This window comes from Pantoea sp. ABR1s (assembly GCF_057812235.1).
This window is the reverse complement of sequence record NZ_JBSZSY010000003.1, coordinates 72,484-97,184: the sequence shown is the minus strand read 5'-3', so window position 1 is coordinate 97,184 and position 24,701 is coordinate 72,484. Positions and strand designations below refer to the sequence as shown.

At 58.4% G+C, this 24,701-nt stretch carries 31 protein-coding genes and 1 pseudogene; 31 read left to right on the top strand and 1 reads right to left on the bottom strand.

What is annotated here, in order from left to right:
* Window position 1: 1 nt before the first annotated feature.
* The 7 genes from traK (at window position 2) to ACXKZD_RS20825 (ending at window position 4,237) form a co-directional block, all read left to right on the top strand.
* On the top strand, window positions 2–739 hold the full coding sequence (traK, locus tag ACXKZD_RS20855; protein ID WP_425028034.1) for an F-type conjugal transfer protein TraK: 738 nt from the start codon (window positions 2–4) through the stop codon (window positions 737–739).
* On the top strand, window positions 736–2,121 hold the full coding sequence (gene traB / locus ACXKZD_RS20850) for an F-type conjugal transfer pilus assembly protein TraB (protein WP_488982192.1): 1,386 nt from the start codon (window positions 736–738) through the stop codon (window positions 2,119–2,121). Before traK ends, traB begins: the two co-directional genes overlap by 4 nt.
* An 11-nt stretch (window positions 2,122–2,132) precedes the next feature.
* Window positions 2,133–2,666, top strand: coding sequence for a transcription/translation regulatory transformer protein RfaH (gene rfaH, locus ACXKZD_RS20845; protein ID WP_488982191.1), 534 nt, complete (start codon window positions 2,133–2,135; stop codon window positions 2,664–2,666).
* Window positions 2,663–3,067, top strand: coding sequence for a hypothetical protein (locus ACXKZD_RS20840; protein ID WP_488982190.1), 405 nt, complete (start codon window positions 2,663–2,665; stop codon window positions 3,065–3,067). The genes rfaH and ACXKZD_RS20840 overlap by 4 nt, the downstream gene beginning before the upstream one ends.
* Window positions 3,068–3,091: 24 nt before the next feature.
* Entirely contained in the window at window positions 3,092–3,337 is a 246-nt protein-coding gene (locus ACXKZD_RS20835; protein ID WP_488982189.1) for a hypothetical protein, read from the top strand.
* Between the two features lie 12 nt (window positions 3,338–3,349).
* Window positions 3,350–3,721 (top strand): hypothetical protein, encoded by a 372-nt coding sequence (locus ACXKZD_RS20830; RefSeq protein ID WP_488982188.1) that lies wholly within the window; start codon window positions 3,350–3,352, stop codon window positions 3,719–3,721.
* A 222-nt stretch (window positions 3,722–3,943) separates the two neighbouring features.
* Complete coding sequence (locus ACXKZD_RS20825; RefSeq protein WP_488982187.1) at window positions 3,944–4,237, top strand: hypothetical protein; 294 nt, start codon at window positions 3,944–3,946, stop codon at window positions 4,235–4,237.
* A gap of 6 nt (window positions 4,238–4,243) precedes the next feature.
* On the opposite strand, the gene ACXKZD_RS20820 is transcribed toward ACXKZD_RS20825, so the two are convergent.
* On the bottom strand, window positions 4,244–4,579 hold the full coding sequence (locus ACXKZD_RS20820) for a hypothetical protein (protein WP_488982186.1): 336 nt from the start codon (window positions 4,577–4,579) through the stop codon (window positions 4,244–4,246).
* Between the two features lie 113 nt (window positions 4,580–4,692).
* Between ACXKZD_RS20820 and traV the strand changes: the two genes are divergently transcribed.
* The 24 genes and pseudogenes from traV to ACXKZD_RS20700 all read left to right on the top strand — a co-directional run bounded on the left by traV (window position 4,693) and on the right by ACXKZD_RS20700 (window position 24,418).
* On the top strand, window positions 4,693–5,235 hold the full coding sequence (traV, locus tag ACXKZD_RS20815) for a type IV conjugative transfer system lipoprotein TraV (RefSeq protein WP_488982185.1): 543 nt from the start codon (window positions 4,693–4,695) through the stop codon (window positions 5,233–5,235).
* Window positions 5,235–5,462 carry a hypothetical protein gene (locus tag ACXKZD_RS20810; RefSeq protein WP_111535094.1) on the top strand — a complete coding sequence of 76 codons (228 nt, stop codon included), beginning with the start codon at window positions 5,235–5,237 and terminating at the stop codon, window positions 5,460–5,462. Before traV ends, ACXKZD_RS20810 begins: the two co-directional genes overlap by 1 nt.
* Window positions 5,452–8,097: a type IV secretion system protein TraC gene (gene traC / locus ACXKZD_RS20805; RefSeq protein ID WP_488982184.1), complete on the top strand. Its 2,646-nt coding sequence runs from the start codon at window positions 5,452–5,454 to the stop codon at window positions 8,095–8,097. The genes ACXKZD_RS20810 and traC overlap by 11 nt, the downstream gene beginning before the upstream one ends.
* Window positions 8,098–8,110: 13 nt before the next feature.
* Window positions 8,111–8,557, top strand: a complete 447-nt coding sequence (trbI, locus tag ACXKZD_RS20800) for a type-F conjugative transfer system protein TrbI (RefSeq protein WP_488982183.1) — start codon at window positions 8,111–8,113, stop codon at window positions 8,555–8,557.
* Complete coding sequence (traW, locus tag ACXKZD_RS20795; RefSeq protein WP_488982182.1) at window positions 8,554–9,177, top strand: type-F conjugative transfer system protein TraW; 624 nt, start codon at window positions 8,554–8,556, stop codon at window positions 9,175–9,177. The genes trbI and traW overlap by 4 nt, the downstream gene beginning before the upstream one ends.
* Window positions 9,174–9,464, top strand: a complete 291-nt coding sequence (locus ACXKZD_RS20790; RefSeq protein ID WP_488982181.1) for a hypothetical protein — start codon at window positions 9,174–9,176, stop codon at window positions 9,462–9,464. The genes traW and ACXKZD_RS20790 overlap by 4 nt, the downstream gene beginning before the upstream one ends.
* Before the next feature lie 49 nt (window positions 9,465–9,513).
* On the top strand, window positions 9,514–10,125 hold the full coding sequence (locus ACXKZD_RS20785; RefSeq protein ID WP_488982180.1) for a hypothetical protein: 612 nt from the start codon (window positions 9,514–9,516) through the stop codon (window positions 10,123–10,125).
* A gap of 104 nt (window positions 10,126–10,229) precedes the next feature.
* On the top strand, window positions 10,230–10,610 hold the full coding sequence (locus tag ACXKZD_RS20780) for a hypothetical protein (protein ID WP_488982179.1): 381 nt from the start codon (window positions 10,230–10,232) through the stop codon (window positions 10,608–10,610).
* A gap of 166 nt (window positions 10,611–10,776) precedes the next feature.
* A complete protein-coding gene (locus tag ACXKZD_RS20775; RefSeq protein ID WP_488982178.1) occupies window positions 10,777–11,118 on the top strand; it encodes a hypothetical protein in 342 nt (113 codons plus the stop codon).
* Entirely contained in the window at window positions 11,115–12,107 is a 993-nt protein-coding gene (traU, locus tag ACXKZD_RS20770; RefSeq protein WP_129063650.1) for a conjugal transfer pilus assembly protein TraU, read from the top strand. The genes ACXKZD_RS20775 and traU overlap by 4 nt, the downstream gene beginning before the upstream one ends.
* Window positions 12,108–12,116: 9 nt before the next feature.
* Entirely contained in the window at window positions 12,117–12,746 is a 630-nt protein-coding gene (trbC, locus tag ACXKZD_RS20765) for a type-F conjugative transfer system pilin assembly protein TrbC (RefSeq protein WP_488982177.1), read from the top strand.
* Complete coding sequence (gene traN / locus ACXKZD_RS20760; RefSeq protein ID WP_488982176.1) at window positions 12,743–14,590, top strand: type-F conjugative transfer system mating-pair stabilization protein TraN; 1,848 nt, start codon at window positions 12,743–12,745, stop codon at window positions 14,588–14,590. The genes trbC and traN overlap by 4 nt, the downstream gene beginning before the upstream one ends.
* Window positions 14,587–15,384 (top strand): type-F conjugative transfer system pilin assembly protein TraF, encoded by a 798-nt coding sequence (traF, locus tag ACXKZD_RS20755; protein ID WP_425028032.1) that lies wholly within the window; start codon window positions 14,587–14,589, stop codon window positions 15,382–15,384. The genes traN and traF overlap by 4 nt, the downstream gene beginning before the upstream one ends.
* Before the next feature lie 10 nt (window positions 15,385–15,394).
* Complete coding sequence (locus ACXKZD_RS20750) at window positions 15,395–15,865, top strand: hypothetical protein (protein ID WP_425028031.1); 471 nt, start codon at window positions 15,395–15,397, stop codon at window positions 15,863–15,865.
* The gene (locus tag ACXKZD_RS20745; RefSeq protein WP_346446985.1) at window positions 15,862–16,074 is read left to right on the top strand and encodes a hypothetical protein; all 213 of its coding nucleotides are present in this window, start codon (window positions 15,862–15,864) and stop codon (window positions 16,072–16,074) included. Before ACXKZD_RS20750 ends, ACXKZD_RS20745 begins: the two co-directional genes overlap by 4 nt.
* Window positions 16,064–16,687, top strand: coding sequence for an F-type conjugal transfer protein TrbB (gene trbB / locus ACXKZD_RS20740; RefSeq protein WP_425028030.1), 624 nt, complete (start codon window positions 16,064–16,066; stop codon window positions 16,685–16,687). The genes ACXKZD_RS20745 and trbB overlap by 11 nt, the downstream gene beginning before the upstream one ends.
* A 31-nt stretch (window positions 16,688–16,718) precedes the next feature.
* Complete coding sequence (locus ACXKZD_RS20735) at window positions 16,719–16,997, top strand: hypothetical protein (protein WP_425028029.1); 279 nt, start codon at window positions 16,719–16,721, stop codon at window positions 16,995–16,997.
* Window positions 16,998–17,044: 47 nt separating this feature from the next.
* On the top strand, window positions 17,045–17,539 hold the full coding sequence (locus tag ACXKZD_RS20730) for an ATP-binding protein (protein WP_488982175.1): 495 nt from the start codon (window positions 17,045–17,047) through the stop codon (window positions 17,537–17,539).
* 27 nt (window positions 17,540–17,566) lie between these two features.
* Window positions 17,567–17,998 carry a hypothetical protein gene (locus ACXKZD_RS20725; RefSeq protein WP_488982174.1) on the top strand — a complete coding sequence of 144 codons (432 nt, stop codon included), beginning with the start codon at window positions 17,567–17,569 and terminating at the stop codon, window positions 17,996–17,998.
* A 198-nt stretch (window positions 17,999–18,196) separates the two neighbouring features.
* Window positions 18,197–19,564, top strand: a complete 1,368-nt coding sequence (gene traH / locus ACXKZD_RS20720) for a conjugal transfer pilus assembly protein TraH (RefSeq protein ID WP_488982173.1) — start codon at window positions 18,197–18,199, stop codon at window positions 19,562–19,564.
* Entirely contained in the window at window positions 19,557–22,616 is a 3,060-nt protein-coding gene (traG, locus tag ACXKZD_RS20715; protein ID WP_488982172.1) for a conjugal transfer mating-pair stabilization protein TraG, read from the top strand. Before traH ends, traG begins: the two co-directional genes overlap by 8 nt.
* A 24-nt stretch (window positions 22,617–22,640) precedes the next feature.
* On the top strand, window positions 22,641–23,210 hold the full coding sequence (locus ACXKZD_RS20710; protein WP_488982171.1) for a hypothetical protein: 570 nt from the start codon (window positions 22,641–22,643) through the stop codon (window positions 23,208–23,210).
* A gap of 127 nt (window positions 23,211–23,337) precedes the next feature.
* A pseudogene (gene traT, locus ACXKZD_RS20705) lies at window positions 23,338–24,069 on the top strand (complement resistance protein TraT).
* Window positions 24,070–24,100: 31 nt separating this feature from the next.
* A complete protein-coding gene (locus tag ACXKZD_RS20700; protein WP_488982170.1) occupies window positions 24,101–24,418 on the top strand; it encodes a hypothetical protein in 318 nt (105 codons plus the stop codon).
* Window positions 24,419–24,701 lie beyond the last annotated feature (283 nt).

Below are 24,701 nucleotides of genomic sequence, written 5' to 3'. Positions count from 1 at the left end.
GATGAAAAAGACCCTTTCCGCCCTGGCCGTTGCCGGCGCGCTGGCGCTGCTGCCTGCCGCCGCGCAGGCCGCCGTACCCGGCCCGGCCGGGACCCCGTTTGAGAATAATGCGCATCTTAAGGCGCAGATGAGTAATACCAGTCCTAACAAAATCATTATCGACGGCGAGCTGATTACCGGCATCACGGGGCCGGACAATGCCTACACCAAAGCCAACACCGCCGACGGCGCGCTGCTGATTACGCCGCTGACCGGGCAGGACTTCACTATCTTCCTGGAAACGGCCGGCGGCGTGGGCGTTTCCATCGACGTGTTACCCAAGCCCGGCAACGGCCGCACGCTGCACCTTATACCGGCGGATGTGCCACTTAAGCCCAATCCGGACGCGAAGGTATGGGAGGAGAGTCAGCCCTTCCAGAAAACGCTGGTAAGCGTTGCGCGCAGCATTGTCAGCGGCGAGGTTCCGGAGAACTACACCGAGGTAAAGGCCTCGCGCGGTCCCGCGTATACCCCGCCTCCGGGCTTGCTGCTGACACCTGAGCGCCAGCTTGCCGGCTCCCACCTGCGGGTGATGCGATACCGCATGAAAAACACCGGCTACGTGACGCGGTCGCTGAGTGAAAAACAGTTCTGGCAGAAGGGCGTGCGGGCGGTAATGCTCTCAACCCGCACCCTTTATGCAAACGGCGAAGGTTTCGTATGGGTGATTTTCTCCACTGACGCGGAGGGCGGGTCATGAGCAACATGAACACAGCCACGCGCCGTCGCCAGTGGGTGATTGCCGGCGTGGCCGCCGCGGTCATGCTGGCCGTGGGCGGGGGCATCTGGGCGTACTCACACCATCAGGCGGAGCTGAACCGTCCCGCGCCGAAGGCGGCACCGAACATGACCGGCAGCCTGGTGAACACGTCCTTTACCGAAGGGGTGGCCACCTCCGCGCTGCAGCAGCAGCAGAACAAGACCGCCGGCCTTGAGCACAACCTCGGTGCGCTGGCAGACACGCTGAAAAGCCAGAATGAGGAGCTGCAGAAGAAGCTGAACACGATGGCAGACGCAATCAGTCAGCTGCAGACGCAGCAGGCGGGCCGGCCGGCAAACGGTCCTGCCGCTACCACACCGGCGGCTGGAACCACTCCTGTTAATGCACCGGTCTCCGCCGGGCAGTCCGGTCCGGCGCAGTGGAGCATCAACAATCCGGGCAGCGGACCGGCCAGAGGGCAGGGCGGACAGTTTTACCCGTCGCAGGGTCAGGCCTTCTATCCCGGCGCCGGTACGGTGCGTCCGGGCGGTCTGAGCCGCGATACCTTCACCTACGCTGCGCTTACCGAGAAAAAAACAAAGCTTCCCTGGATACCTTCCGGCTCCTTTTCTGAGGCAGTCATGATTGAAGGTGCTGACGCTAATGCGAGCGTGACCGGCCAGCAGAACACCGCCGCAGTGGTTATTACGCTGATTGGCGATGTCTCTATGCCAAACGGTAAAACGTACAGCATGGACCAGTGCCGCGTTACCGGAGAAATCTGGGGTGACATCTCCAGTGAACGTGGTGAAGTCCGCACCAGAAACATCAGCTGCATCCTGAAGAATGGTAAACACATCGATATGCCGTTTAAAGGGCATGTTGCTTACCAGGGTAAACAGGGGATTCGCGGCAAACCGGTAATGCGCAATGGTGTAATTGTCGGATATGCCGGTGCTGCCGGGCTGATGTCAGGCTTCGGTGAGGGAATACAATCCGCCGCCACACCTACAGTCGGGCTGGGTGGCAGCGCCTCGGTGGGCGCGGGTGACATCTTTAAACAGGGCTTCGGTGGCGGTGCCAGCAAGGCGGCTGACACGCTGAGCCAGTACTGGATTAAGCGTGCCGAGCAGTATCACCCGGTCATTGATATCGGCGCCGGCAACGCGGTCACCGTTGTGTTCCAGGATGGCTTCCGTCTGGAAACGATTGAGGATGCCGAAGCTGAAAAGGCGAAGCAGGAGGCTCCGCAGGCCGCCGTGCAGCAGGCCTCAGCAACTGCACCGGCAGTCAGCAGCAGTAACGGCAGTGCGCCTGTTCTGAATCCTGACGAAGTTCTGCGTCAGGCCAGCCAGCTGCGCCTCGGCGACACCATTAATTAAGGAGATGACAGATGAAACAGTGGTATGTACTTAAATCGTTATTTAATCAGGAAAAACGCGCCGAAGCCCATCTGCTCAACCAGGGGGTGGAGTGTTACCTTCCGCTTTTCACCTGTCAGCTTGTTGCCGGGGGAAGCGTTAAACCGGTTAAACCCCAGCCACTTTTTCCTGGCTATCTGTTTGCGCGATTCGACCCTGAAGAAATTCATACAACGACGATTAAAGCAACGCGCGGAGTCTCAACCATAGTCAGTTTTGGCAACCGCATCGCAATTATGGGTGATGCGGAAATGGAGCGTATGAAGCGGGGAGCTGAATCGGCGGTGCAGGCGGACATGCAGGCCCCTGAGCATGGCGATACAGTACTGATAACAAACGGCACGTTTGAAAACATGCAAGCTATCTGGCATGAGCCGCAGGGTGCAAAGCGTGCAATGCTTCTCCTGAACCTTATGGGGAGACTGGTTGAGCTTGATCTCAAAAAGGTCAGGTCTCAGAACATCCAGTTTCGCAGGACGTCAACTCACGGACAGGTGGCAGCATGAAGGCACTGATTCAACGCTGGCGTCATCCGGACAACAGAGATCATCTTTACCTGTCTCTGATTGCAGTCATACTGGCGGCTAACTTCATCCTGTCAGCTCTCACTATGCGCGAGGGTCTGCCCGGTTTCCCGGGTTTTCCGGGCTGGCAGGTCTGGCGGCTGGCCCTGTTAACGTCTCCCGCTATTGTTCTGCTTGCGTACCTGTTCAGGGACATGTCGGTCATGACCTTCTGGGGGATGGCGCTGTGCTGGCTGATACTGGCGGCATATTATTTTGTCAAGGGTGTGTGGTTCTGGATGGTACCGGTACCCCACCCCATAGATATTTTATTCATGGCGGGCTTTACCACCGGTATCGCGTATTTTTTAACGCTGTTCTACTTCCTGCTTAACCTCAGATAACGAAATCAGGCTGAGGAGGCAATCATGGATAAACACAACCAGCGTGAACTGCGTATCCGGCTCTGCGCGCTGCGGCTTCGTTATCAGCGTGCCTGGCAGGCACAGGCGAGCAGCTGCCGGCTGGCCGCTATGCTGACCGAAATCGATATGGTCCGTCAGCGTTTGGCGTCTGACAGTGCCGGGCCTGATGCCGTGTGCCGCAAGGTACTATCTGCCGGCGCACCTGATTCTGTCGCCGGGTCCGGTGACGTAACACGCTTTTCAGTGTAACGGAGGTTTCTGATGATTCAGGATAAAACGGCACCGGAGCCGGATGCGTTATTCATCCGCGTCTCTCACCCTGCCGGTAATATGCTGTTCCGGCTTGAAAGGCTTAACACCCGCCCGGTGCCGGATGCGGCAATACGCCCGATGGCTGAGCATTCCGGACACCAGCCCGCACTCGCAGACCTTACGATTGATCAACTGGCGGCGTACATCGCTGACGTCATTCATCAGGTCTCACCGGGCACACCGCGCGCAGACGTCTGGCTACGCACAAAATCGCCGGTAAAAAACATGCCCGCAGCCAGCAGCCCTCGCGTTATGAGCGAGGATGCGCTTAAGGACCTGCAGATGGTCAACGCCTTCATGAAAGGTAAACATACCGGCTGAACCCGTTTTTTTAGTGCCTTCACCAGGGCAACCTGCATCAGCCGGCATTATCACCATACCCTTCATCTTTATTACCGCTGCGGCCATGCTGCCGCTGAGGATATTCAGGTGGTTAATCAGACAAGTGTGAAGTTCTGCTCCCTGCTTAATGGTTGCGGAGACCTCACGCAAAGGCTGCCCACGATACCGGGCACTTTTCTGTTTACTGTTGCCGGAGGCTTTATGGTCTGGCTGCTGATCGCACTCCACGGAGGGCGGCCAGTCGTGTTGACTGCGATACCTGTAGGACTGACGGACCTCTTCATGTATGTACGGCTGGATGCCGCCCAGTGGCCGCAGGGGGACGCGACTATGGCAACGCTGTTCAGCGGATTTATCATTATTAACACGCTGGCCTTTGAAGAAAGGTCTGTGAGTATCTTTCCTCATCTTCGTTATGGTCTGCGACTGATTACGCCTGTGCTGTCAGTGGGTATTACCCTTGTCCTCTGGTTGCAGCATGGCGTGCGCGGGTGAGTCTTTTTATCTGAAATCAGGAATAAAATGCATCAGGCTGACCACCAGAAGGATTTCACATACCAGTGACCATACGATCATCATGAACGTACCTCTCTTACCGATAAGCGTCTCAAGCTCATTAAAGTAAATTGTGACAAGGGAAAACATCCAGACCATCACAAGTAACGCTGAGAAACTGAGCACAGGAAAAAGCAGATAGTTAAATACTTTCACCGAAAGGCTGTTCCTGGCCAGTGTAACCAGCGCGAAAGCGATACTGTTTCCCAGTGCGGTTTCGCTGAGTATTTTTTTGAGCAGCTCGAGCACATCCTTATTTTTCAGCAGGCTCAGTAATTTCATTTCGTTCTCTCTGTATCACCGTGAGTGCCAGTTTATTGTGTAACGGCCTCCCGTCGTCAGACTTTTCCTTTTACACCCTAATCCGCGGCCCGGCCGCCACTGAGGATTCCACCATGCAGAAACTCTTTGCGTGCGCACTGCTGTGCGCTGCGCTGACCGGCTGCGCCGGCATGAACTCTGACTTTGACTGTAACAAGACCGCGACCGACCAGTGCCTGTCGATGTCCGATGCCAGCAGGCTGGCATCAAAACATCAGAGCCTGGACGACCTGACGGCAGAAAAGGAGGCCGGCCCAAAGCCTGCCGCTGAGGCGCTGGCGACGCCCGGCAACGTGAAGCCCGCCGTCAGCCCTTACCGCCCGGTAAGCGTGGCAACGCTTGCCCCGCGCCCGGTTAAAGAGCAGGGCGCGACCGCAGACAGCCTGCGGGCATCCACGGTGCCGGTCCGTAACGGTGCCACTGGTCCTGTGGTCCCGGGTGACTACAGCGGACCGGGACAGGTGGACGCCCGCCGCATCCCGGATGCGACGCAGCGCCTGTGGATTGCGCCCTGGGTGGATGAGCAGGACAGCTTTCATCAGCCTGCCGTGGTTGAGTTCGTGAAAGAGAAGTCCCGCTGGGATGAAGACTTTCGCGTAATCAGCGAGGGGGAGTAATGAAAAAGCGTTTTTCATTCAGCAGCGCGCATGAACGGCCGGAATCTGCATCGTCCGCTGCAGCGCTGCATCACCGGGTCCGGCCCGGGCTGATGTTCGCGGATGCGCCCGGTTACGGACACGTCTTTGCGCACAGTACGCCTGGTACCGGAAAGTCCGCACTCTTCCCTGCCCTGATAAAGGCCGTGCTGAAAACAGAGCGCGCCGGAGGCCAGCATGCTCAGTAACGTTATCGATCACCTCAACGGTATTTTCAGCAGCAGCCGGGATGAGGGCGGCGCCAGAATGGCGCGCCAGAGGCTGCAGGAGAGTTTCAGCTACCCGTCGCTGACCAGCCTGATGCCGTGGCGCGAATTTGACGAAAGATCTGACCTCTTTATTAATACACGTTCAGTGGGCTTCATGCTGGAAATCGCACCGCTTGCTGGCGCGAATCAGCAGGTGGTGCAGGCGCTTGATGACCTGCTGCGCAAAAAGCTGCCCCGTAAAACGCCGGTCACGGTGCTGATGGTGGCCAGCAAGTGCGTGGGCGACATGCTGGAGAACGGGCTGAGCCGGGACATGTGGAAGGGTGACATGGCGCCGCGCCTGAACGCCATCACCAAAGCCTTCTGGGAGCGTTCGGCGCTGAAGGGGCTCGCCAACGCGCGCGAGTATCCGCTGTACCTGCGTAACTACCGCGTGTTCCTGGTGTACGCGCATCCGGGCACCGGCGGCATCAGGGCTATGGACACGGTGTCACAACTGCGTGAAACCATCCGCGTGTCCCTGATGGCGGCATCAATGGACACGCGTCGCGTGGGGCCGACTGAGTTTTTATCCGTCATCCGCGAGCAGCTGAACTACCGGCCGGGGCAGGTCAGCACGGCCAGTGAGCACTGGAACCCGGAGCAGGAGCTGCACCGCCAGTGCGTGGACACCAGTACCGAAATGGAGGTGCATCCGGATCACCTTAAACTCACTACCGCCCGCCAGAACGGCGACCGTGCGGTCAGCGACAGCCGCGACAGCGCGGTGGTCAGCACGCGCATCGTAAATATGCAGCTGACGAAGGTGCCGAAGCAGTTCGCACTGTGGCAGGCGGCGGACAACCTGCAGAACATGCGCTTTCCCGATTTAGGTATCCCCTGTCCGTTCCTGCTGAGCTGGACCATCTGCGTGGAGGATCAGGTCAGCAGCCAGAACGAGGCGTTCCGCAAAGAGCAGGACATGGGCAAAAAGGCCAACTCCTCCTACGGCAAGCTGTTCCCTAATACGCAGCGCACCTATGAGGAGTGGCGAGACCTGCGCATGGGGCTTGCCAGCAACGAAATCGCCATGTGCAGCTTTAACCTCAACCTGACGCTGTTCACGCCCGACAGCGACATCGAACAGCAGCGCTGTGAGCTCTCCGCCATCAACGTGTTCCGCAAAAATGATCTGGAAATGTCCGCGCCGCGCTATCAGCAGCTGCGCAACTGGCTGACCTCGCTGCCGTTTCTGATGCAGGAAGGGCTGTGGGACGACATGAAGCACATGAACGCCACCCTGCGCTGCAAGAGCTTCAACGCCGTCAACCTGATGCCGGTCGTGGCCGAACGCCAGATGTCGCCGAACGGGATACCGCTGTCAACCTACCGCAACCAGGTGGCCTTTTTCGATATGTTCGATGAGGACAACGGATCGACCAACTTCAACATTGGTGTGACGGGCACGTCGGGGGCGGGCAAAAGTTTCCTGATACAGGGCATTCTGCGTGAGGTGCTGAACGCAGAGGGGTTTGCATGGGTTATCGACATGGGGGGCAGCTACAGGAACTACTGCCGGCAGGCGGGCGGCTCGTATCTTGATGGCGAAACGCTGCGCTTTAACCCGTTCGCCAACGTCACTGACATTGCTGAATCAGTTGAAGGCATCACGGGCCTGCTGACCGTTCTGGCGAGTCCGCATGGCAATCTGGATGAGGTCAGCGAAGCCATACTGCAGAAAGGTGTGGTGGCAGCGTATGAGGCGAAGCAGAACAAAGCGCGCATCGATGACGTCGTGCTGTACATGAAGTCTGATGCAGTGAAAGAGGAATATGGCCAGCAACTGACCATTATGAGCCGCATCAACGAGCTGGTGCTGCTGCTGGACCGCTGGTGCACCTGGGGCAGCGACGGCGAGTACTTTAACTCCGACAGTCCGACGCTGGATGGTGAGACGCGTTTCACGGTACTGGAACTGCTGGGTCTGGAGAAGCGTCCGCATCTGCTGTCAGCGGTGCTGTACTCGCTGATTCTGGCGATTCAGGAAAAAATGTACCACTCGCCCCGTGATCTGAAAAAGGTCGCCATTATCGATGAGGCATGGCGCCTGTTCAGCGGTCAGAACCCGCACGCGGCCCGCTTTATCGAAACCGGCTACCGTACGGTGCGCCGCCACCGCGGGGCGTTTGTCACCATCACCCAGGGTATCAAAGACTTTACCGGCCTGCCGGACAAGCCCGCCCCGTCTGCCGCCGCCGCGGCCTGGGATAACAGCGGGACTAAAATCACGCTGCTGCAGGAGGCGAAGGCGTTCAAAACCTATCTCAAGGAGTGGCCCGATCAGTTTACCGAGATGGAAACGCAGATCATCCGGGGCTTTGACAAAGCCATTCTGACAGGCTTCAGCTCGGTGATGATCTCGATGGGCGAACAGAGCTCATTTTATCGTGTCTTCGTTGACCCGGTCACGCGCGCCATGTTCAGCACCACGGGCAGGGACTATGAATGGATGACGGAAGCGCAGAAGGCCGGAGCGACAAGTGAAGAAGCCGCCTACCTGCTGGCATGCGAGCCGCACATGTATCAGGCCGAGATGCAGGAGCTGGAGCGCTGGGCGGGCCTGACCACTGCTTAAAGAGGATTAAACGATGCAGGAAAAAAGACAGCCGCCTCAGCAGGTGGCTACAGAAACCGCGGATAACGCAGGGATGAGTGACAGCGTTCGCCTGACAGCTGCAGCGGGGCTGATGCGCAGCCGCGGCGCCCGGCTGGCGGCGTTCGCCGTGCTGGTCATCGCACTCAGCGCCGGCGTCAGCGCGCTGGTTGCCAGGGTCGTGCAGCCCGATTACGTGGTGTTTGACATGAAAGGTACTATCGATACGTTCCGGCAGCAGACGGCGCAGCAGCCGGTGGAAAAGGGGGCGCTGGAGACGCTGACGAAGCGCTTTGGCGCCGCGCTGGACTCGAGCCTGTCTGACTGGCAGGCCGTGCACGGCGGCGTCATTCTGGTGAAGGGTGCGGTGGTTGCCGGCGTCACCGATATTACCCCGGTTATTCAGGCCGATATTGCCCGCCAGATGCAGGGGGCACCATGAGGCAACTCGCCACAGCGGTTGTTCTGCTCGCTGCAGTGGTTGCTCAGCCCGTGCAGGCGAAAGAGCTCGGCACCATCGGCCACCTGTTCCCCATCGCCGAGCCGGACCTGCTGACGTTTATCGGGCAGCGCCTGCAGGGTATGGAGGACAGCGGCGAGATGGACCGCCTGCAGCGTGAGGCTGAAGCCCGGGTGAAGGCCCATGCCGTTCGTCCGGCCCCGGTGGCCGGGCTGACGCCGGCGAAAACGGACCGCGCCTTCCTGTATGACCCGACCTTTACCGTGCGGGAAACCATCCGTGACATGCGCGGCAACGTCATCGCGCGTGCGGGCGACAAGGTTAATCCGCTGGATAAGGTCGCCTTCAGCGAGACGCTGTACTTCGTGGACGGTGACAATCCGCAGCAGATGGCGTGGCTGAAGCCACAGCTCGCGGGGCAGCAGAACTTTAAGGTCATCCTGGTGAAGGGCAACGTGCACGACAGCAGCATCGCGCTGGACGAGCCGGTGTACTTCGACCAGTACGGTACGTTAACAACAAAATTCGGCTTTGAGCACACGCCGGTGCGCATCTCGCGCGCGGACAGGATGCTCCGGGTAGAGGAGGTGGCACTGAAATGAGTCACAGCACACAGGGGCATACCGCGCCTCATAAAGTAAAGCGTCATAATGCCCAGGTGCGCCTGGACGATGACGATAAAGCCGGGCTTCGCCGCATGACCGCCGAGTTTCCGCTTTATTCAGAGTCGGTGATCCTGCGCGCCGCGCTGCAGACGCTGATGGCGTGCAGCGGAGAGGTCCGGTCGGAAATCGTGCTGGCTTCCCTGACGGATAAGGACGTGGGTGAGATCATGCGCCGCCACGGCATGCAGCCGGCACCTGAAGGGGAGGGCGCGCATGCAGGCTGATTCTGTGCAACAACCAGTGAATGACGGGCAGTCTTCAGCTGAACCGGCTATGGCGTCGTCCGTTCTGTCTCACGCTGAGCCGGTGATGCAGACAGAATGGACGGTCCGGGCCCCGCCTGCCTGCCGCGCCGAATTCTCACTGGCGCCGGAAAGCATCCGCGCGTTTACCGGGCAGCTGCCGGCCGTGGGGGGCTTCATCGTTCTGATAGCGATGGCCATTGTTATCTTCCGGGCCGGAAGGCGAATGATTCCTGAAAGGCCCGACACGATGCGCGTGGCTTTTGTCTCATCATCTACGGCACCGTTTGGCAGTCGCGAGATGGTGAAACTGGCAGCTGATGAGGCGAACAGTCACTACTGGCAGTGCATGCTGGCAGCATTTAGCGGCGCGCTGGAGGCGGAAGGCTTTGCGCTTCGCACCGAGCCGCGGGCAAAGGTTCCGCTGCCTTATGCAGTCCGGGCGCGTGTGGGTATAGCCATCGTAAAAGCGCGTTCCCGCTATCTGAACCCGCGCCAGAGCGACGACGCTGCAGAGGCGATGCTGCGCGATGCCGAACAGGATGACTACACCGGCGGCTGGACCGACTGCTGTCAGCGGGGAGCCGAGGCGGCCGGCTGGTACGTTGTCAGGCGCGACCAGGGTCCAGATACGACAGAATAGCGACACTCAGAATACTAAGCTGGTTCACAGTGGCTCGGGGCCGTGGCTGACAGCGGCTGGTCTATAATTCTGCGTGTGAATAATCACCCAAAGGGATACAGGCAATGAAAAAAATGACATTCGGCCTTTTACTGCTTGCTGCCGGCAATGCCACCGCCGCTTCGTCATTTACGCAGGACTGGCCGTCATGCGACGTAAAGGCTCAGCGTGACGTGAAAGGGGAAACCGGCGGCAGTATTAAAGACCCGCTTCAGGCGCACATATCGGTACGCGTTAACGTGCTGCAGGCCGATATCGGTAATGCCCGCAAGGCACGTCATTTAACAGAATCGCAATCCGAACAGCTATGGCGTCATGCAGACCGCGTCAGAAAAGAGGCTGACGGCTACGTAAAGCAGCAGGGCTTTCTGAGTGCGGCCGAGCGTGCCAGCTATGACCGTGAGCTCGACACTATCGCCGGCAGGCTGTGCCGCGCGGTGAAGTAAATCCTCCCCGGGTGGCTGCGGCCACCTGAATGCCTTTTCTGCCCGCAGTGCGCAGGCTGTTCGTTCCTCGCGCTGCTGCGGTACGCCTCAGCCTGCACCCCGCAGGCAGGCCCGTTTAACGTCTGACCCCGGCAGTTCCGCTGCCGTCTTTACGGAATATCACCCTATGACACACCCTGCTGAAATATCGGCTCAGCCGGTCGTGCGCGATCGCTGGGGCGGCTGGACGCATCCTGAATTTTTTGTGCCCGCTGACGGCAATGAATATCCGCAGCCCTGCGAGTTTGAGGCCTGGCTTACCGCACACAACCTGACGGCCGCGTTCACCTGGATGGAAAACGACGCGCCGGACTGGATGATGCAGGCCTTCCGGAGGACCGGCAACTGCAGCCAGTGGCAGCCATCCGGGCCCGGGGGCGAAGGCTGGTTTACCGGCAGCATTCATGACACGGATGACGGTCCGGTATGCGTCTGGCTCCGCAGTAAAACAGAGGTCAGAGACTCATGAAACGTTTACTCCTCATCATGTGCCTGCTTACGGCAGGGGTCATGGCAAAGCCTGTCATGGCAGCGACCAGCAACGCCGGCGACGGGCGCTGGGTAAACCCCATCAGCGACGTCTGCTGGAAGTGCCTGTTCCCGATGTCGCTGGGCAGTATCCAGCTCGCATCAGGTGCACATCCGGATACCCCGAACCCTGCCTCGCCGATTCAGATGTGTCCGTACGGTATTTTCTACCGGCTGGGTCTGGCCATTGGCTTCTGGGAGCCGCTGGCGCTGACGGATGTGACGCGCGAACCCGGCGTCATGGTGAACATGGGTGGCTTTAAAATTAACCTCGGTCGCACCGGTGCCGGACGCGGCGGGCAGAGCGACTCACCTACCCCCGGCAGCTTCTATCACGTTCACTGGTACAAATATCCGCTGATTTACTGGCTCAACATCATCACCAGTACGGGCTGCATGCAGACCGGCGACATGGACATCGCCTATCTGTCCGAGGTTGACCCGCTGTGGAACGACAGCACGCTGGCCATGATCCTGAATCCGGAAGTGGCGCTGTTCAACAACCTGCTGGCGCAGGGTGCCTGTGCGGCGGACTCGATTGCCTCCACGGCGGGCGTGCCGCTGGACCCGCTGTTCTGGTGCGCCGGTGCACAGGGTTCGATGTATCCGTTTACGGGCTTCACCAGTAACGAATTTTCGCCGCTTGAGGCCTCGCTGCTGGTCAGCGAGCGCATGGCCTTCAAGCTGCACCGGGAAGGACTGGTGATGGAGACGGTCGGGGCGGATGTGGCGGTCTGCTATCAGTATCCGTCCCCGATCATCCCGAAATCACGCTGGCGTTATCAGATGGTGAATATGTACCCCGAACCAAACGACTGTCATCCGTTCGGCACCACGACCCAGCTCTGGGGCTCTGTACACAACTCACCGGCGACGAAAAAGAACTTCGGCTACCTCATGTGGCGAAAGCGTAACTGCGTTTATCTGTAAGGACTCACCATGAAACAACCTCTGATTACGGCGCTGCTCGCGGGCGCCGCGCTGCTGTGCACAGAAATGGCGAAGGCCGCTGATCAGCCGGTCGTGTCAGGCAACGACATGGCGTACATGAAACAGCAGCAGCGCGACCTGGAACTGTTCAAAAGCCAGCTGAAGGGCATGAATATCACGCTGCCGGATGCGCAGCAGGGACGGGTCTCGCAGCTGCAGAACGAAATCGCCGCCGCACAGGCGGATCAGAACAGCGCCGCCCGCCCCGCACCGCGGGCTGTGTATTTCGTGAGCCTGGGTATCCCGGAGGAGGGGCTGCTGCCGATGCTTGCGGACGCCCGCCGCTTCGGCATACCGGCCACGCTGCGCGGTCTGCTGAACAACGACTTCCGTCAGACCGCTGAGACGATGTTTGAACTGTCTAAAAAAGATAAGCAGGCCGGGGTGCAGATCGACCCGACCCTGTATGAGAAATACAACATCAGGGCCGTGCCGGCGCTGGTCGTCACCTGTGGCAGTCAGTCGGACGTCATCTACGGCAGCCTGCCGGTTAAGCAGGCGCTCGAAGAGGTCAGGCAGCGCGGTGACTGTGGCAGTACGGCCGCGCAGCTGCTGCAGGATGCGGAGGGTACGAAATGAAGCGTGCCCTGCTGCTTTCTTTATGTCTGATGGCGTCCGGCGCATTCGCTGATGCGTCGAGTGACGCTTACAACGCGGGTGCGGGATATGCCGGCTCAAATAAGGGGCAGGACACCGCTGCGGCGAAGGGGACCGACCCGGCGTCAGTGATCCCGGGCTACACCGCCAGTCCTCCGCAGGGGGGGTATTACGGCGGCGTACAGGGCGGGGACGGCGGGATAAAGGATAAGGGACAGACCCAGATTGGAAGTAACGAAGCGGGGCAGGCCGTCACCGATTCTTCCGTTAAGAATCCGGCCGTGACTATTGACCCTGACGCCGACTTTATTCAGAACGGAAAAAACGCAGAGGCGAACAGTGGCTCCATCGTGGACGGTACTAACAGCCAGTGCACCGCGAAAGTCGTGTCGAAGTCAGTATTTGAAAACTTCACCTGCGACAGGGACGTGGCGCAGGTCCAGACCTGTGCCCGCACCGGCAGCGTAATTGTCACGGGCTCAAGCCATACGGAAACCCGGACGATGAATATGCTGCTTAAAAACGCGCGCCGAACGGGCAATCAGGTAATAGTGGATTTCACGTTTCCTGAAACGGCCACGCTCATCAGCGGCAGCACGCAGCTGGTTTATACCCCGGCTCCGTCCTACAACTCGGGAGCCGATTACGTCACCTCGATACTGAACAACAGCGTCACGCTCCGGTACGGCAAGGGAGCCGACAGCCTGGGTATCGCGGGGCTGCAGGTTAACGCGGGTCAGGTTTACTCTGCGGTGATTACACCTAAAGGGTCACGTCTCGATGCCACCATTAATACGCTTATTAAATACATCAACGACGGCACCACGCTGTTCCACCTCGACGTAACATTTAACGTAACCGTATCGGATAAAAAGGCCGACACGACCTGGTCCGAAAGCTGCAGCTTTGATAAATCACAGGCCACCGCCAGCACCGGCAGCGTCTGCACCGACCCGGGCGGCTCCCGCTCGGTTACCTCTGACGGCCAGACCTTTACCCAGACGCAGGGCTGCTGGCAGTACCAGGACAGCTACATCGTGCCGGTGAACTCCACCGGTAACTGCGCTCAGCTGATGTCTGACCGGAACTGCACCATTGCCGGCCGCGGCTGTACCGAGGCGGAAGGCGGAACGTGCATGCATGAGCAGGATACTTACCAGTGCCAGACCACCTACAGCTCGCAGGGCCTGCTGTGCGGCGGACAATATCTGTGTCAGAGCGGCGACTGCAACGGAACGGACGGTGCCGGCGACAGCGGCTTTGATACCGCCGTGGCCAAACTGGCCGGCCTTGCCTCCGCCGGCGATGACGTCAGGAACGGCGATCAGATAGATATCAAGGCCTTTACCGGACAGGCGCTCTACTGCCGTAAGGCAATGGCGGGCTTTTCAAACTGCTGCGTTGATACCGGCTGGGGTAACAGTTCGGGACTGGCTAACTGCAACAGTGATGAAATGGCCATCGGTAAGGCGAAGGCAAAAAAAGTCACCGTACTCGTCGGCGAAGCCTGCAACAGGGCGGTGCTCGGGGTGTGCGTGCAGAAGAAGCAGGCCTACTGCGTGTTTGGCGGCAAGCTCGCCCGCATTATCCAGGAGCAGGGACGTCGCGATCAGCTGCACGTCAGCTTTGGCAGCGGAGACTCACCCAACTGTCGGGGTATCACGGTTCCTGAACTGCAGGCCATTAACTTTGACCTGATTAACTTCCAGGACTTCTACAGCGACCTGATGGCTAACCAGAAAATCCCTGACTCAGCGACGATGATCAAACAGGCAAAAGACCGCATAGCTGCACAGGTTAACGCGCAGACAGGAGGCAAAAAATGAAACCACTGCTGATTGCCCTGTTGATGGTGGCGTGCACGGGTCAGGCCGTGGCGGACGATGCGCCGCCCGCTGACGCGGTGGTGACACCGGCCGACCCGTTTACCGGCTGGCACTGGTACAACGAGCCGAAGAAAAAGCCGGACCCGCCCGCGCCGAAACTGCAGCCTGCGCCGCAGGTCCCGGACTTCAGCAGACTGTCACCGTCAGAGCAGGCGGACGTTCTGAAAGGATACACAAAGGAGGCGCTGAATAACGCCATCCTTCATCCGTCAGCCGAGAACACCGCCACCTTTCTGCGCTGGCAGAAGTTCTGGACTGACCGCGCCTCGATGTTCAGCCAGTCGTTCGCCGTGGCGCAGCTTGATCATCCGGATCTCGACTACAACCTTGATCACCCGCACTACAACAGCACTGCGCCGCTGCAGCAGGCCCGGGATCAGGCCGAGCAGACCGCTGCGATAAGTAAGCTGTCAGGTGAGTACGGCCTGTTCTACTTCTACCGTGGCAGCGACCCGATTGATGCTCAGATGGCCGGCGTGGTGGCGGACTTCGCCCGCCTGCGCCACATCTCCCTGATACCGGTCAGCGTAGACGGCACGGTGTCGCCGCAGGTGCCCGACAGCCGGCCGGACGCCGGTCAGAGTGCGCGCATGGGGATCAGCCACTATCCGGCGCTGTTCCTGGTTGACCCGAAGTCAAAAAGCTTCCGTCCGCTCGCCTACGGCTTTATGACGCAGGACGACCTGGCGAAGCGCTTTCTTAACGTGGCCACCGGCTTTAAGCCTAACTTCTGAGGACCTGATTATGCTGACACTCTCACCTGTCTGGCACGGGCGGTTTCTTACCGCAAGCCGGGCAGGCAACTTTCTGCTGCAGACGCTGGTTATCCATCCGGCGATGCTGTTTTTTCTGCTGTTCCTGCTCAGTGCACACGGTCCAGGAGGCGGCGGACAGTGGCTGCTGAATGAGGCCAAAAAGCTGGTGCGCGACGCCCCGACGGGACAGGTGTGGGGCTGCGTATCGCAGGCCATGCCCGTGGAGACCTGGCCGCCGGTTCCTGATACATCACGGGATAAGGCCGCACCGGTCATTAGTGATATCAGGCCTGCCCCCCCGCCTGCCATGTGCGTAAAGGCGGCGGTGAGCCGTGATGCGTGGGCTGCACAGACTAATGACACGCTGCTGTTCCTCTATAAGGCTGGCGTGGTGCTTTCCGTCATATCGGGCCTGGCCGTGAGGCATTTCCGCCGCCGGGTAAATGGAGAAAACGTATGAACAGACTTCCCCTCATTATTACGCTGTTTATGACGGGCATCATTTTTAACTGCCTGCGCCAGCTGCTGGCGTGGTCAGTCAGCTTCACGTACGACGTGCTTGCCGGCGTCTCGGTAGCCTGTCTGGTTCTGGTTGCGCTGGGCCTCATCGCGGAGCTGATTGCCTGGCGAAGGTCGCGCGGCGGCCGGGGAGGCCATCATGAGGCTTAACGTGCTGCTGACGGTACTGCTGACGCTGCCGGTATTCGCACAGGCGTCGGTGGCCTCGGACATTGCCGCGCTGGAGCAGGCGAAGGGGCAGCGCGGTGCGCAGCTGCCGGATTTCGGGCTGCCCGGGACGCGCCCGGTGCGTGCGGTGCCAACAAAGCCGCCCAGAATGATGATCCTGACCGACGGACGTCAGGTCAACCTGAACGACTATGCGGTGGTGGTTTTTATGCAGCGTGGCTGTCAGTACAGCGCGAAGTTCGATCCGCTGCTGAAGTCCTGGGCTGATGAGGAGGGAATCAAGGTGTATCCCTACAGCCTTGATGGCTATGGAGATGCGGCTTTTCCTGTTGCGCTTATCCCGCGCAAGGCGGGGCCGAATGAGCCGATTGCCGGTGAGATCCTGACGTTCTTCGGCAACGGGCTGCCCATCGCCACGCCGACCACCTTTATGGTCAACGTGAACACTAACGTGGCCTACCCGCTGTTTCAGGGGGAGACGGACATGGGAACCATGAGCCAGCGCCTTGCACAGATGATCGAAGCCGATATCGATAACCTCCCGCCGGACACGCTGGGTCCGGTTCCCAGCAGTGCCTCACTGACCCCGCAGTAATACGGGCGGCTGTGCCGCTTACGGAATACCCATGACTGAAAAAACGTTAACGCTCTCCCGACTGGAGACGGCGCTGCTGCTTGTCTGCGCCTCGCTGCTGGCCGCCGCCGCCCTGTATGCCTGGATCGCCTGCGAAATTGCCGGCCGTATGGATGGCATAACTTACGGTTCTGATGCGCTGGTGCTCAGCGGTCTGCAGCTTTATCCGCTGCTGTTCCTGTTCTCCCTTGCCGGTGGCTTCGGCTGCGGCGTGCTGATCAGCATCACGCTGCGCCGGCACGGATTTATGGCCGACCGTAACGCTTTCTGATACCCGCAGGAACACACCTTACTTACCCTGAACCCACGGAATGAAACATGACTTATATGACGAATGCCGGGCTTTCGCCTGAAAAGTTGCTGTGGCTGAACGCCGAAGAACACGTAAAAAAGCTGATCGGGTTGTATCAGGAACGTAAAGGTCATTTTTACGTGCAGGGATGGACAGGCACCGGTAAATCGGTGGTCGGGCGCGAGCTTGCAGCGCGTCTCGACGGCGACTATTTCAGCTATGAACTGCTGACATCACACGAATATGAAGCCGGATTAAATGAAATTGTGGCGAGGCTACAGGCCAGTGACAAAGCGGTCATCATCCTGGATGGCTTTTTCCCTGCGGTCGCTGCAGAGGCAATGAGTCATCAGCTGAGAGAGCTCACAAAGAAAGGTGTGAGCCTGTTTATCTTTTCCCTGGAGCCGCTGATGAAGGACAGCCCGGACAGGCATCTGCTTACACGGGAAATAAACACCATCGCGGAGTTTCGCTATAGCAGGCAGGCCGGCAACTGCGTCACTTTCTGCCAGGTGAAGTAAGCATGATGCGTCATGAGGAAACGGGTGATGAAAATACACAACAGAACGGATAAAAAACACTTTATCAGGGAGGGAACGGTCATCTTCGCTGCATTTGTCTGGGTGGTTGCCATGGGCTGGTTATTTCAGTTCTCTCCGGTTGCTGAGCCCGCACTGCCGCCTCCGGACGTTGCCCGTTTTCTGGCTGAGGTCAGAATGTTCTGCCTTCCCGGATGGTTACTGTCATTGCTGCCGCTCTGGTGCCTGTGGCTGGATTACCGGACGCTGGGGCAACTGCCCGCGCTGAAAGGCTGGCTGCGGCGTTATGGATTGCCTGTTGCAGCCAGTCTTGGCACAGCGGGCTGGATTTTCAGTCAGCGTGCATATCCGGATGTTGTGGCTGAAAGTGGCTGTTTTTCTTACCTGTTGTTGTGGCTCATCTTCTGCGTGTTATGTCTGCTCCGGCGGTCTCCAGAATAACTGCCCGGAACGCTGCAGACCGGCTTCTGAGCCGTCTCCCGCGCCTGAGCAGACAGATGGCATGCATATCTTTCCGGCATTTCTCTTTCGCCGCTAAAACTGACAGACAGACACTTACCTGCTGCCGGTAACGGCACATATCTGTTTATTTCATTCAGAGCGGGCAACAAGCCGTTTCCCGCTACGGAGCGTCTTCACATGAAACTCAGGCAGTTCCTTCTCTGCGCCGCGACGGCGCTGGTCATCAGCACGCCGACTCTGGCCGACGTGCAGGGTGACCTGAACGGCTACTTTGGCAGCCTCGGCTTTGACGGCAACGTCTCAAAGGCGCAGGCATGGCAGGGTCAGGCCGCAGGCTACGTTACCGGCGGCTCCATCTATCTGCGTAACCCGGTCAAACAGGTGCAGCTCATCTCAATGCAGGTACCGTCACTCAACGCCGGCTGCGGCGGCATAGACGCCTATCTGGGCGCCTTTTCCTACATCAACGGGGCCGAACTACAGCGCTTCGTTAAGCAGATCATGAGTAATGCGGCGGGTTACGCTTTTGACCTGGCACTGCAGACGATGGTGCCGGAGCTCAAGCAGGCTAAAGACTTTCTGCAGAAGCTCGCCTCGGACGTGAACTCCGCCAACATGAGCTCCTGCCAGGCCGCGCAGGGCATCATCGGCGGCCTGTGGCCGGTGTCTCAGGTGTCGAACCAGAAAATCTGCCAGGACATTGCCGGTGAGAGCAACCTTTTTTCCGACTGGGCGGCGTCACGGCAGGGCTGCACCGTGGGCGGTCAGGGTGACAGCGTCACCGGCCGGGCGTCCGACAACATGAAGGACCAGGTGCTGAAAAACAAAAACCTCATCTGGGACGCGCTGGGCCGCAACCACCTGTTCGACGGTAACCGCCAGCTGAAGGAGCTGGTGATGAGCGTGGTGGGCTCCATCATTTTCAATAAGGCCGGGCAGGTCACCGTCCTGACGCCGCTGGTTGATAACCGCGACATCATTACCGTACTGATGCGCGGCGGCACCGCGAAGATGTACGGCTGCGACGAGCCGGACCTGTGCCTCGGGCCGACGGTGGCCAGCGTTACGGTCAGCAGCGACGTGGCCCTGGTGACCCAGGTGCGTAACCTGATGATTTCCATCGACAGCAAGCTCACGGCTGATACCGGCCTGTCAGACAGGGAGAAGGGCTTCATTAACACCACCTCGGTGCCTGTGCTGAAGTACCTGACCAACTCACGCAGCATGGGCATGAGCCCGACCTACCTGATACAGGTCGCCGACTTTATCGCACAGGACATGATGATCCAGTACCTGCAGGAGCTGGTAAAGCAGGCGAGCCAGTCTCTGGCCGGCAAAAACTTTCCCGAGCAGGCGGCCGGCGAGCTGCGTAACAACGTGCTGGCTGCAACCTCGCTGCTGGCACAGATGAAGCTGCAGAGTACCGCCGACCAGAACGCGCTGGACGGTATCGATCGCAATATGCAGTACCTGCAGCAGCAGGTATCAACGATTATCTCGACGTCCTATCAGGGCAACTATCAGTGGGGAACGGGCAATGACTGAGGTCTGGACCATCTACGGCGGTGACATGTGGCGTCAGGTGTTTAACGGCGTCGTCACCGTCATTGGCAGCGACACCTATGACACGTTAAAACGTATCGCCGGGCTCTTTGGCGTACTGGGCGTGATCGTCAGCTTTATCAAATCGCGCAACCCGATGGTGTTTGCCAGCTGGCTGGCCATCTTCTTTGTCATCACCTCGGTGCTGCTCGTTCCGAAGCGCAGCGTACAGATACTTGATGTCACCGATCCGGCGGCGGTTTATCAGGTCGATAACGTGCCGGCCGGTCTGGCCTTTATCGCCGGGCTGACCACGTCCGTACAGTTCGGCGTGGCGCGGCTTTATGAGTACAGCTTTTCGCGGCCGGATTCGCTGACCTATACGAAGACCGGCATGCTGTTCGGTTCGCAGATTGTGGCGCAGACCACGGACTTCCGGTCACAGAATCCGCAGCTGGCCGGAATGCTCACTGACTACGTGGAAAACTGCGTGGTGGGCGACATTCTGCTGAATAACAAGTACACCGTGTCACAGCTGCTGAACAGCACCGATCCACTGACGCTGATAACGAACAACCCGAGTCCGCTGCGCGGTCTGTATCAGGATACCGGCAGTGGCCGGCAGTTCATCACCTGCCAGCAGGCGGCTGCCGTCATCAAAAACCTGATCGGGGCGGACGTGCGCATCGGCGGCACGACCTGGCATGCACTGGCCACGCGCGTATTCGGCAGCCGCGTCAGCGGGGACACGCTGCTCGGCAATGCGATGGATGAGAGCTACAACTTCTTCTATGCAGGCGGTCTGAGTGCCTCGCAGATTATGCGTAATAACATCACCAATGCGGCCATCCGGGACGGCTGGAAAGGGTTTGCGGCGCGCTCTTCCGACACGGCCAATCTGCTGAATCTGGCCACCGAGTCCAGCATGACCAAACAGCGCATCAGCTGGGGCGCGGGCGGCGTGATAGCGTCGCGTACGCTGCCGATGTTCCAGTCGCTGATGATGCTGGTACTGATTGCGCTGTTCCCGCTGGTGATTGCGCTGGCACTGGTGAACCACGACATCTTCGGGCTGAAAACGCTGAAGCTGTACGCCGGCGGTTTCGTTTACTTCACGATGTGGCCGGTGATGTTCGCCATCCTCAACTCGCTGGCCAACTTCTACCTGCAGACGAAGACCGGCGCCACGCCGCTGGTGCTGGCCAATCAGGATCTGGTCGCCCTGCAGCACTCAGACGCGGCCAACATCGCGGGCTATCTGAGCATGTCGATACCGGTGCTTGCCTTTTTCCTGACCAAAGGCGCGGCGTCGGTGGCCTCACAGGCCGTCGGCGGGGTGATGAGTTCGGCGGCGTTTGCGACCGGCGGACAGGCCTCCACAACGGCGGACGGCAACTGGTCGTTTAACAACATGTCGATGGATAACGTCAGCGCCAACAAGTTTGACACCAACATGCTGCGCCGCTCGGGGTCTCAGGGCTTTCAGACCGGCAATAACGCGATGATGACGCAGACGGCGGACGGACACACCGTGGTGGATACCAGTCAGGCGATATCAAATCTGCCGGTCAGCATGCGGCTCAGCTCACTCGCCAGCAGCGGATTCTCCGAGCAGGCCCGGCAGGCACAGCAGCAGGCGCAGAGTTCGCTTGATGGCTATAACCACAGCGTGACCAGCGGCTTCCAGCAGATGAACCAGCTGACGCAGCAGAGCGGTAACAGCGACAGCATGACGCAGGGCAGCGACAACAGTGTGGCAACGAATGTCTCTAAAGGCGCGAGCAAAATGCAGTCTGCCGTTGAGAACTATGCGAAGTCGCATAATGTTTCTGAACAGCAGGCCTACAACCAGCTGATGGATATCACCAATCAGGGCAGTGCGGGTGCAGGTGCCAGAGGCTATGTTAAATTTGACTCCGGTGACCAGCTGGCCGGCAAGCTCGGTAAGTGGGCGACCGGCCTGAGTGCCGGCGGGGAAGCAAACGTCAATACAGACTGGCGGCACACGTCCGGCAGCTCGCACGGAACGCAGGACAGCCATGCTGAGGGCCGCGATAACCGTCACGATCAGAGCAGTCAGGAGGCGCGTGACTTCCGCGAAGGCGTGGACATGGTTACCTCAACCCGCCTGAGCGAATCGGGCAGTCATACTGATAATCAGTCCAGCTCTAACGCTCAGCAGTTCGCGGCGACACTCAACGATGCGAAGAGTCAGTACCATCAGTACACCGAGAGCAGCACGCGCAGTCAGGAGTTCAGCCGCATGGCCACGCTGTCACAGACGCAGAGCGCCAGCCTGGACGCCAACTACAACCAGGAGTTTGTGGACTGGACTACCGCGAAGTACGGCAGCGATGCGCAGAACATCCTGACCAATGTCAGAAGCGCGCAGGGCGCGGCCACTGAGTTTATGCACGAGCGGCTTGAACCGGAAATTATGCGCAACTATGGCGCACGGACTGACCAGGTTAACAGTGAGCCACTGCAGCCGGCACGTTCGCTGGATGCAGCAGGGACATCTGCGGGCCGTGGAGCCACGCTGCCCGCCGGAGCAGAGGCTTCCGGACAGGCCCTGTCGGGTAGCTCACCGGCTTACAGTCACGGACCCGCTGAAGTTTCATCGCAGAATGCTGTTGCCACAAATGGCCAGGCAACTGAAGTCAGCACGCGGCAGGGAGAGAGGAATCTCAGCGTTCCGGCGGGTGCACCTTCACAGGAAATGAGGGAAGATTTCCGCAACGGGTCAAAACGCGTGAGTGAGCAGGCCGCAGGCGCCGGCATTCAGAATAATGTCGCTAATCAGGTCGCAGCACAAAGATCTGGCCTTATGGAAACTCTCAGGGAAAATGACGGTAAAATCGCCGAAAACAAAACCACTGTTCAGACGTCCAGCGATATACTCAGAAATGAGCATCAAGGTGCTGTCAGGAGTCAACAGATAGGAAGGACTGAAGAAGACTTGAAGCAGACAAGATTTGGTACTGAAAGCAACAAACATGACATTTTCAAAGAAAAGCTCGAGAAATTGAGAGCTGATCAGAGTAAGGCATCATAAAATTTTGCGAAGGGAGGATGGGGCATGAAAGGTTTAGTGGCATCAGAAATAAATGCCGATTTGTCTATGGTTTTAGATGGATTTAAAACTGATGAAAGGATTGTTCCATCAGCCCTTGAGCTATTTAAATTAAGCGGGTTAATACCAGCTCTATCGTTACTTTTAAGTTTTATCAGTTCATCAATTGTCTACTTTTCAGGTTATGAACCATCCCTCACCCTTAATGGATTTATAGAGTACTTCTTAAGCGATGGATGGGTTTTTTTAGTGCCGACATTGCCAATTGGGCTGATATTCATGCTCATGGCCTATAACAACATGATTCTGTATTTAGCTATACCCAATGACATCCGTACTCGCTCGTTAGTGATTGAACATCTTAAGATAATCACACAACGGACTGTCCTTTTTTTCGTGATTATGATGCTGATGGCTACTTCGTTATCAGCTTTCTCAACTTGGTTGGCATTTGCTGTTCCAGCTTTAGAGTTCGCATTACTATTTGTAGTTAATATAATTGTAGGGATGGAAATTAACCGACTCGGAGCTGGTCTGGCTCTTGAGAAAATCATCAATTTTATCAAAAAGATTTAAGTTCCTGCGGCTTCTGCCGATACCCCTTCCGGCACTCTGACGGAAGGGGTTCTTTTCAACCCCCCATTTAAAACAGCGTGCCCCGGGGCGCGCCTGTCCCTTTTTTCCATTTAACAAGGATACGTCAATGAAAAATCGTAATGCCTTCGTGGCAGCAATTGCAGCTGCCTCTCTGATGCTTTCCGGATGCAGTGCCATGAGCACCGCCATCAAAAAATGCAATCTCAATGTCAAAACGCAGATGAGTCAGACCGTGTAGCTTGAGCCGTCCAGTCAGAAAACTGTTTACCTGCAGGTGCGTAACACCTCCGACAAGGACATGAGCGATCTGGAGTCGATGCTGGCGCAGGACCTGCGCGCTAAAGGCTACACCGTGACCTCAAGCCCCGATGCTGCTTATTACTGGATTCAGGCCAATGTGCTGAAGGCAGAAAAGATGGACTTACGTCAGACGCAGGGATTCCTGTCAACCGGATATGAAGGTGCCGCTACCGGTGCCGCGCTGGGTGCAGGCATTACCGCCTACAACAGCACTTCAGGCGGCGCCATTCTGGGTATAGGCCTCGCGGCAGGCCTGGCAGGTATGGCAGCGGACGCAATGGTGGAAGACGTCAATTACACAATGGTGACCGATCTGCAGATTTCCGAACGTAGTAAGGCAGCAGTAACCACGAACAACGTGGCGGCGCTGCGTCAGGGCTCCTCGGGCATCAAGTTGCAGACCAGCAGCGAAGAGGGTAATCGTATGAAGTATCAGACACGCGTCGTCTCAAACGCCAACAAGGTAAACCTGAAGTTTGAAGAGGCCAAACCGGTGCTTGAAGCGCAACTGGCTAAATCCGTCGCCGGCATCATGTAGCGCAATAACTTGACGCCCCCCGGAGTCCATCATGCTCAGAGGAATTGAACGAGCTGCGGCCTTACTTCCCGCTTTGCTTAATCTTACCCTGGCAGGCGCCATTATTACGCTGCTACTCGTGAATTTAACGGACAGCTGGCTGCCGTGGTACTTCATCAGATTTCTCCGGTGCCTTTACGCAGCAGAAGGGGCAGAAGGGGCAGAAGGGGCAGCAGGGTCGGCAGGGTTCTGCCTGTTTATGCTGGCTGCGATGTTTCTTTACGTACTGAGCCTGAGCGCGTGCGGACTAGCCTTAGCTGCTGCACTCCGGGTCACCTTTATAAAGGTATGGCAGCTTGCAGGACGCTGAAATTCCTGGTATTAAGTAATGACCGGTTGCAAAGCCGGCGGCATGCGCTTTAAGGGGAAATAAGAAAACCTCTCCTGACAACGGGGCGCCTGCCGACCCCCGTCTGCTGCCCCGGGCAGCGGACACCGGGGCAGCATCAACACCACGGGTGCTGCCCTCCTCCCTTTCGGGACCTCATTTTTATACGTCTCTCCCGGATATTCGGGGTAGCGGAAGCGTGGCTCAGATTCTCCGGATACCTTCCCCGCATGCTGCACTGGCAGATATCTGCACGGATGGCGTG

Excerpts from the sequence above, each read along its gene's own strand:
- ACXKZD_RS20790 (WP_488982181.1), top strand. The coding sequence starts at position 9,174 with ATGAGTCACAGCACACAGGGGCATACCGCGCCTCATAAAGTAAAGCGT.
- ACXKZD_RS20830 (WP_488982188.1), top strand. The coding sequence starts at position 3,350 with ATGATTCAGGATAAAACGGCACCGGAGCCGGATGCGTTATTCATCCGC.
- ACXKZD_RS20840 (WP_488982190.1), top strand. The coding sequence starts at position 2,663 with ATGAAGGCACTGATTCAACGCTGGCGTCATCCGGACAACAGAGATCAT.
- traF (WP_425028032.1), top strand. The coding sequence starts at position 14,587 with ATGAAACCACTGCTGATTGCCCTGTTGATGGTGGCGTGCACGGGTCAG.
- ACXKZD_RS20825 (WP_488982187.1), top strand. The coding sequence starts at position 3,944 with ATGGTCTGGCTGCTGATCGCACTCCACGGAGGGCGGCCAGTCGTGTTG.
- ACXKZD_RS20810 (WP_111535094.1), top strand. The coding sequence starts at position 5,235 with ATGAAAAAGCGTTTTTCATTCAGCAGCGCGCATGAACGGCCGGAATCT.
- ACXKZD_RS20735 (WP_425028029.1), top strand. The coding sequence starts at position 16,719 with ATGACTGAAAAAACGTTAACGCTCTCCCGACTGGAGACGGCGCTGCTG.
- ACXKZD_RS20780 (WP_488982179.1), top strand. The coding sequence starts at position 10,230 with ATGAAAAAAATGACATTCGGCCTTTTACTGCTTGCTGCCGGCAATGCC.
- ACXKZD_RS20785 (WP_488982180.1), top strand. The coding sequence starts at position 9,514 with ATGGCGTCGTCCGTTCTGTCTCACGCTGAGCCGGTGATGCAGACAGAA.
- ACXKZD_RS20725 (WP_488982174.1), top strand. The coding sequence starts at position 17,567 with ATGAAAATACACAACAGAACGGATAAAAAACACTTTATCAGGGAGGGA.
- trbI (WP_488982183.1), top strand. The coding sequence starts at position 8,111 with ATGCAGGAAAAAAGACAGCCGCCTCAGCAGGTGGCTACAGAAACCGCG.
- ACXKZD_RS20745 (WP_346446985.1), top strand. The coding sequence starts at position 15,862 with ATGAACAGACTTCCCCTCATTATTACGCTGTTTATGACGGGCATCATT.
- ACXKZD_RS20700 (WP_488982170.1), top strand. The coding sequence starts at position 24,101 with ATGCTCAGAGGAATTGAACGAGCTGCGGCCTTACTTCCCGCTTTGCTT.
- traW (WP_488982182.1), top strand. The coding sequence starts at position 8,554 with ATGAGGCAACTCGCCACAGCGGTTGTTCTGCTCGCTGCAGTGGTTGCT.
- ACXKZD_RS20710 (WP_488982171.1), top strand. The coding sequence starts at position 22,641 with ATGAAAGGTTTAGTGGCATCAGAAATAAATGCCGATTTGTCTATGGTT.
- ACXKZD_RS20835 (WP_488982189.1), top strand. The coding sequence starts at position 3,092 with ATGGATAAACACAACCAGCGTGAACTGCGTATCCGGCTCTGCGCGCTG.
- ACXKZD_RS20730 (WP_488982175.1), top strand. The coding sequence starts at position 17,045 with ATGACTTATATGACGAATGCCGGGCTTTCGCCTGAAAAGTTGCTGTGG.
- traK (WP_425028034.1), top strand. The coding sequence starts at position 2 with ATGAAAAAGACCCTTTCCGCCCTGGCCGTTGCCGGCGCGCTGGCGCTG.
- traV (WP_488982185.1), top strand. The coding sequence starts at position 4,693 with ATGCAGAAACTCTTTGCGTGCGCACTGCTGTGCGCTGCGCTGACCGGC.
- traU (WP_129063650.1), top strand. The coding sequence starts at position 11,115 with ATGAAACGTTTACTCCTCATCATGTGCCTGCTTACGGCAGGGGTCATG.
- ACXKZD_RS20775 (WP_488982178.1), top strand. The coding sequence starts at position 10,777 with ATGACACACCCTGCTGAAATATCGGCTCAGCCGGTCGTGCGCGATCGC.
- ACXKZD_RS20820 (WP_488982186.1), bottom strand. The coding sequence starts at position 4,579 with ATGAAATTACTGAGCCTGCTGAAAAATAAGGATGTGCTCGAGCTGCTC.
- traC (WP_488982184.1), top strand. The coding sequence starts at position 5,452 with ATGCTCAGTAACGTTATCGATCACCTCAACGGTATTTTCAGCAGCAGC.
- ACXKZD_RS20750 (WP_425028031.1), top strand. The coding sequence starts at position 15,395 with ATGCTGACACTCTCACCTGTCTGGCACGGGCGGTTTCTTACCGCAAGC.
- traB (WP_488982192.1), top strand. The coding sequence starts at position 736 with ATGAGCAACATGAACACAGCCACGCGCCGTCGCCAGTGGGTGATTGCC.
- traH (WP_488982173.1), top strand. The coding sequence starts at position 18,197 with ATGAAACTCAGGCAGTTCCTTCTCTGCGCCGCGACGGCGCTGGTCATC.
- rfaH (WP_488982191.1), top strand. The coding sequence starts at position 2,133 with ATGAAACAGTGGTATGTACTTAAATCGTTATTTAATCAGGAAAAACGC.
- trbB (WP_425028030.1), top strand. The coding sequence starts at position 16,064 with ATGAGGCTTAACGTGCTGCTGACGGTACTGCTGACGCTGCCGGTATTC.
- traN (WP_488982176.1), top strand. The coding sequence starts at position 12,743 with ATGAAGCGTGCCCTGCTGCTTTCTTTATGTCTGATGGCGTCCGGCGCA.
- traG (WP_488982172.1), top strand. The coding sequence starts at position 19,557 with ATGACTGAGGTCTGGACCATCTACGGCGGTGACATGTGGCGTCAGGTG.
- trbC (WP_488982177.1), top strand. The coding sequence starts at position 12,117 with ATGAAACAACCTCTGATTACGGCGCTGCTCGCGGGCGCCGCGCTGCTG.